The sequence below is a fragment of the uncultured Nitrospira sp. genome, assembly GCA_902500695.1.
In the GTDB taxonomy this organism is placed as follows: domain Bacteria; phylum Nitrospirota; class Nitrospiria; order Nitrospirales; family UBA8639; genus Nitrospira_E.
Genome location: CABVRQ010000064.1, coordinates 1 through 5,578, shown reverse-complemented (window position 1 = coordinate 5,578; position 5,578 = coordinate 1). Strand labels below are relative to the sequence as shown.

Annotated in this window: 8 protein-coding genes; 2 read left to right on the top strand and 6 right to left on the bottom strand. The window is 52.4% G+C overall.

The window, feature by feature from the left end; translation table 11 throughout:
* From AAH187_RS14495 to AAH187_RS14470, 6 genes are all read right to left on the bottom strand, one after another.
* Positions 1–235, bottom strand: a 235-nt coding sequence (locus AAH187_RS14495; protein WP_342349181.1) for an acylphosphatase, incomplete at its 3' end; no start/stop codon positions are given.
* The gene (locus tag AAH187_RS14490; protein WP_342349180.1) at positions 232–594 is read right to left on the bottom strand and encodes a hydrogenase maturation nickel metallochaperone HypA; all 363 of its coding nucleotides are present in this window, start codon (positions 592–594) and stop codon (positions 232–234) included. The genes AAH187_RS14490 and AAH187_RS14495, both read right to left, overlap by 4 nt.
* Positions 576–1,067 carry a hydrogenase maturation protease gene (locus AAH187_RS14485; protein ID WP_342349179.1) on the bottom strand — a complete coding sequence of 164 codons (492 nt, stop codon included), beginning with the start codon at positions 1,065–1,067 and terminating at the stop codon, positions 576–578. Before AAH187_RS14485 ends, AAH187_RS14490 begins: the two co-directional genes overlap by 19 nt.
* Before the next feature lie 94 nt (positions 1,068–1,161).
* Positions 1,162–2,487, bottom strand: a complete 1,326-nt coding sequence (locus AAH187_RS14480) for a Ni/Fe hydrogenase subunit alpha (RefSeq protein WP_342349178.1) — start codon at positions 2,485–2,487, stop codon at positions 1,162–1,164.
* Positions 2,468–3,307, bottom strand: a complete 840-nt coding sequence (locus tag AAH187_RS14475; RefSeq protein ID WP_342349177.1) for a hypothetical protein — start codon at positions 3,305–3,307, stop codon at positions 2,468–2,470. The genes AAH187_RS14480 and AAH187_RS14475 overlap by 20 nt, the downstream gene beginning before the upstream one ends.
* Before the next feature lie 142 nt (positions 3,308–3,449).
* Positions 3,450–4,343, bottom strand: a complete 894-nt coding sequence (locus AAH187_RS14470) for an FAD/NAD(P)-binding protein (RefSeq protein ID WP_342349176.1) — start codon at positions 4,341–4,343, stop codon at positions 3,450–3,452.
* 468 nt (positions 4,344–4,811) lie between these two features.
* Here AAH187_RS14470 and AAH187_RS14465 point away from each other — a divergent pair, with 468 nt between their 5' ends.
* Both AAH187_RS14465 and AAH187_RS14460 read left to right on the top strand, forming a co-directional pair.
* The gene (locus AAH187_RS14465) at positions 4,812–5,321 is read left to right on the top strand and encodes a hypothetical protein (protein WP_342349175.1); all 510 of its coding nucleotides are present in this window, start codon (positions 4,812–4,814) and stop codon (positions 5,319–5,321) included.
* 52 nt (positions 5,322–5,373) lie between these two features.
* On the top strand, positions 5,374–5,578 hold a 205-nt coding region (locus AAH187_RS14460), incomplete at its 3' end, for a hypothetical protein (protein WP_342349174.1).

Genomic DNA, 5,578 nt, shown 5'->3' with positions numbered 1-5,578 from the left:
GGCGAGGAGATTCGGTCTGAAGACGCGCCTGAAAGCGTTGGAGGTTGGTGGTCTCACCTTCCAGTTCGAGTATGGCGCCCTGGCCGGTATTCGCCACCCAGCCGGCAAGAGATAGTTCATGTGCCAACCGGAAGACAAAAGGCCGGAATCCCATGCCTTGAACAACTCCGCGAACGATAAGCCGGATCCGTTCGCGGCAATCTGGTGTGGCAGTGGAAGAAGCCGGGAGCATCATTCCGTTGAATCCAGCAATTGAATGTCTTTGAGTACCAATTCCGGCAGATCCTCCCATAGGACATCTCCTGACGAGCAGTGAGGACAGGTAAACGTCTCAGGCCCTCGGTCAGTTGTGTGTCCACAGGATAGACAAATACCTTTTGCAGGCAGAAAACGGATGTCGAGAGCCGCATCATAGGCTGGCGTTCCATGCGCCGCGAGACGAAAGGTGCTTTGCAATTCCTCTGAGGTATGTGTCGCCAAATGGGAATGGCCGCTGATTTCCAGCCGGATGAGAGACGCATGAGTCCCAGGCTGGCTTTGACAGACTTCCTCCACTCTACTCACCACCTGGCGCATTAATTGGAGTTCGTGCATGTCGGTTGACCTAATTCCTCGGTCACAATTCGCAAGACGACGGATTGTATGGATCGGGATACTTGTGGAGACAGGGATTTGCCAGGTTGGATGTGGCCCAGTTCAATGCCAAAAAGAGTGACGTGCTGTGGCAACAGGTCCAAGGTCTGCGCCAGAATGAGCGCTTCTCCCAAGCCGAAGGCGTGAGTGGAGGGTGTGGAAGAGTTCCAGGTCAGTTTTTCTATTTCATCAAGATCTTGTGGGACAGTGAAACGAACAATCGTCCCTGCTTCCAATTGGCTGTGAATCGCATCAATGATAATAAGGGATTCCGTCTCTGGCATTTCATAAAGGAGATTCAGGCCTGTACAACAGCCCTCCACAATTGAGACGGAGGAACTCTGATACGGAAGAAGTTGCCGGGCTACCATATTCCCGACCGCATCATCTCCGGCAAAGGAATTCCCCACCCCGATAATTTTTATGTTCGTCACGGTCAATCTCACGCCGACAGTTGGTACGCTCTCTGTTGCCAATAAGGTGTTGTATCGATGGTGTTTTGATATACAGAGACGCTGAACAACATGTTTATGCTGATGGTGTTGTCGTCATGGGTAATTCTTCCCTTGTCAATTTCAAAAAATGGGTCGCGCAGGAGATGCAGGGGTCATAGCTGCGAATCAGTTCTTCGCACTTTCCTGCTACTTCCTGATCGTTCAGATGAAGAATGGCGGGTAGCAGATTTCGCAGATCGTCTTCTATGCGCCGCTGATTCTGGGATGTCGGAGGAACGATCTTCGCGAGACGAATCGTTCCGTCGTTGTGAACCTCATAACGATGATACAGCACGCCTCGTGGGGCTTCGGTAGCGGCCATGCCAATCCCTGCTCGCAGTTTTACCGGAACGGCTGAAGCAGGGGGCATTTCATATTGTTCAATCAGGCGAAGGGCTTCGTCAAACGCATAGAGCACTTCCACCGATCGTGCCACGACACCCATGGACGCACGGTTGAAAGGCAGGACTAATCCCGTGCTCTGTAAAACGTCTTTGGCTGACAACGAGAGCTGGTCCTGGTTGAGCGCGAGCCGGGCCAATGGCCCTGTGAGATAAGATTGTCCATTCAACGTGCAGTGAAGGGCATTGGAATAGGAAACCTGTTCTTCATGGAAATGGTGTTCAAACTCGGATGCAGACATGCGGTGTCCTCGATTGGTGACGACGTCGCCTTCATTCATCGGATATTCAGAAGGTCCCCGGAGGGCGAGGAAGGTATAGGTCTGTTCGGGATCCTGAAATTCAAACCCGCTCACCCATCGAAGCGTTTCCGCAGCGGCATCTCTGGCCCAAAGGAATTCGTCCTTCAGTCCATGTAAGGTCTTCCTTGTCGGCACTTGAGAGAATCCGCCTATCTTCACCGAAACCGGATGCACCGATCGTCCTCCTAAGAGCGACAAAAGCTGGTTGCCTGCCTTCTTCATTCGAAGCCCTCGCTTCACAAGATCGGGATGTGAGCGAGCCATCTCAAGCCCGCTGTCGAATCCTAAAAAATCAGGACCCTGGAGCATATAAATGTGAAGAACATGACTTTCAATCCATTCCCCGCAATAGAGGAGTCGGCGTAAATCTCGAAGGCCTTGTGGCATCGCCACTCCGAAAATCTGTTCCAAGGCATGGACCGCACTCATTTGATAGGCCACCGGGCAAATCCCGCAAATACGCGCCACGATATCGGGCACTTCGTTCACGTGACGTCCTTGGAGAAAGGCTTCAAAAAATCGAGGTGGTTCAAAAATCCGCAGTTGAACATCCTGAACCTGACCATTCTGGACGGTGATATGAAGGGCCCCTTCCCCTTCGACCCTGGCCATCATGTCGATTTTAATGGTTCTGGTATTATCGGGTTTCCCAGGCATCGCTTTCCTTCTGGAACGGCTGAACCGATCCGTTGATTCCTCGAAACCGGCGGACCATTTCCACGGGGATGAGTTGCAGATGCTCATGAAATTGTTTGGCCAGGGATCCGGTATTTGGGGGCACTCCGGGAATCACTGAATCCTGTTCGGCGGGGCCAAAGCACCCATAGCACTCCCGTCCCATCGCGGGGCAGATGGCCCCGCACCCGGTACGCGTGACAGGTCCGAGGCAGGGCATGCCCTTCGCGATCAGGACACAGACATGGCCTTGGCGTTTACAGTCCAGACATACACTATGTGTGGGAATGCTGGGTGTCACGCCCCTCAGTAAATCGGTTAGGACTCGAAGGAGTTGTGTTTTATCAATAGGGCATCCCCACAATTCATAGTCCACATTGACGTGTTCGGAAATAGGAGTCGAGGTGCTTAAACTGTGGATGTATTCGGGGCTGGGGTAGACCGTTCGCTTGAAGGCTTCCACATCGCCCCAGTTCCGAAGAGCCTGAATGCCGCCGGAAGTGGCGCAGGCGCCGATGGTGATCAAGGTCGTCGTCTGTTTTCGGAGATCGAGAACTCGAGATAGATCCTCAGGACAGGTAATGGAGCCTTCCACAAACGTAATATCATACGGGCCAGGCTGCATATTGCTTGAGGCTTCAGGGAAATAGGCGATGTCGAGGGCCTCTCCCAAAGCCAGCAAATCGTCCTCCATATTCAGGATGCTTAACTGGCACCCGTCACAAGAGGCAAATTTCACCACCGCAATCCGTGGGCGAGGCCTGCTTAAAGAATTATGAGTTTGGGCAGTTGTTCCGTTCATTGTCATTGCCCGCTATTTCTCACTCAAAAATTTCCCTTTGAATAAGGGGAATAGGGGAATTTCCTTTTTTATTTTCCAGATCCTTTGCGGCGTCTTTCATTGGGAATCCGTCTTTTTTTTAGATCATTCCTTTGTACTCTATTCACACCCCCACTTTCCCAAAAAACGGCACCACCCGGTCTAATCGCATCACGGGCCCGTCCTTACAGACAAAGAATGGCCCAAGCTGACAATGCCCGCAGAGTCCGATGCCGCATTCCATATGCCGCTCCAACGACACATACATGGCGTCGGGGCGCAAACCCTGATGAGAGAGGGTATTACAGGCAATTCGCATCATGATTTCCGGTCCGCACATCATGACCAGGGTATTGTCCGGGTTCAACTGCAGTTGGTCAAACAATTCGGTGACCACACCCACATGGCTATGCCAGGTCTTGCCGGGTTCATCGCTGGTCAGCAGCACCTGCGTGCGGGGCTCATGCCGCCAGGCATCGAAGCGTTCCCGGTAGAGTAAGTCGTGAGGGGTCTTCACTCCGTGGAGAATGGTCATGGCGCCATACTCCTCCCGCCTGCGGAAAATATATTCAATGGCTCCGACAACAGGGGCACAACCCAACCCGCCCGTCACGATAAGCACATCCTTCCCCTGCGCTTCTTTCATTGGCCATCCAATGCCAAAGGGTCCACGAACGCCCACGCTCTCACCTATTTGCATATTGCCTAGGACTTTCGTGATCCGTCCCACCACACGAATCGTGTGATCCAGGAATTCCGGCTCATCCGGATCGGACACAATGGAAATGGCCACCTCACCCACACCGAACACATAGAGCATATTGAATTGCCCAGCCTTAAACCGGAAAGACTCACGGTGAGCTGGGTCGGTGAGTTCCAGGCGAAACGTCACGATATCCGTGGACTCCTGTTTTCTGTCCACGATCACCGCCGGATGAATGAGGTAGGGATTATGAGTCATGCGGTAGCCGAGTTCCGAGTGAAAATATTCACCAAAATGCCAGTCCAAGGAACTCATCAGTCATCATAACGAATTCAGCCACTCAGATCTTGGTTCGTGAAGATTGCTCACCATGGAGTCTAAAAGGCAGTGTGGCATTTTTCCTCAAAACGCTCCCATTGAACACTCCTTTGGGTATACCAGCAAATTCAAAGCCAACTTTTTTGCATGAAAATTAAGAAATGTTCAGAGAACGTCTGGAAACAGTCCCTTCGCATCTTTGCTCCATTTCAGCCTGGTTATGAGCACGAGTTCATGGGAGGAACCAGTCTTCCCATGCCTAGCGTCTGGACGCTTGCGGATCTAGTTAACCTGGGATATTGTTCGGCGCCGCGTTTGGGAGTGGAGGTTCGTGCTCTACATCATCCCGTGCCTTTCCGTTACGGGTGGGATTCCCGGTCGACGGCTTGGTGTTGGTGGTGGAGAACTAATGTTGAGAGTTCGGTGGAGACGAGAATTTCAATGGTAGGTGTGCCAATGCGTTTCATGGGGCTATCTTTGCTACTCTTGCTTTTGATCGGACTTGTTGGTTGCGATTCCAAGCCGGACCAGCCGGCAGTCGGCACTTCAGACAAAGCCCCAAAAACGGCGGTAGGAGAGCCAACGTCTATTGAGGAACTACCTGACCGGAACATTGAGGGTATGGATGTTTGTGCCCTATTGCCCGGTAGTGTGTTGGCATCCACTCTGAGCCTGCCGCTGGTGGGGACCGAATCTGGCACAGGAATGTGTAGTTATGCCCTGCGGGGTGATTCCGGCGAAGCCGCATTCGATGTCATACTCACTTCAAGCGGGATCTTCCTTTTCACCAGGAATACCTCAGAAAACGCAAAGGACGTGCCGGGTTTTGGGGTGGCCGCATTTATGCGGCAAGTTTCCGGCATTCATCAGGATCTCTGGGTGGCTCGCAAGGATGGACTATTCTTCCATGTGGCAGCTAAGGACCCGGATGTGGCCGAACCGGTGGCGCGGGCCGCGCTGGAGACGATGCCTTGAAGTAATGGGACTCCCCGGGTCAAAGGCCCGCTTAGCTTCTTAAAGGGAATAAATGACTAAAAGCGATCTCTACGAGCATTTCTTTGGCTCTAAAATGTTTAAGGAGTGGCACTGGTTTCGCTGGCACTTCGAGCACCGTCTGCGGGGGGAGAATCATCCCCTTGCTCAGGACATTGTCCGTGTCCTTTTGGACTGTGACCAATTTTTACCAGGTTTTGCAATAAAAATGGCCGATGAACTTGCTGCGATTTGTGGTC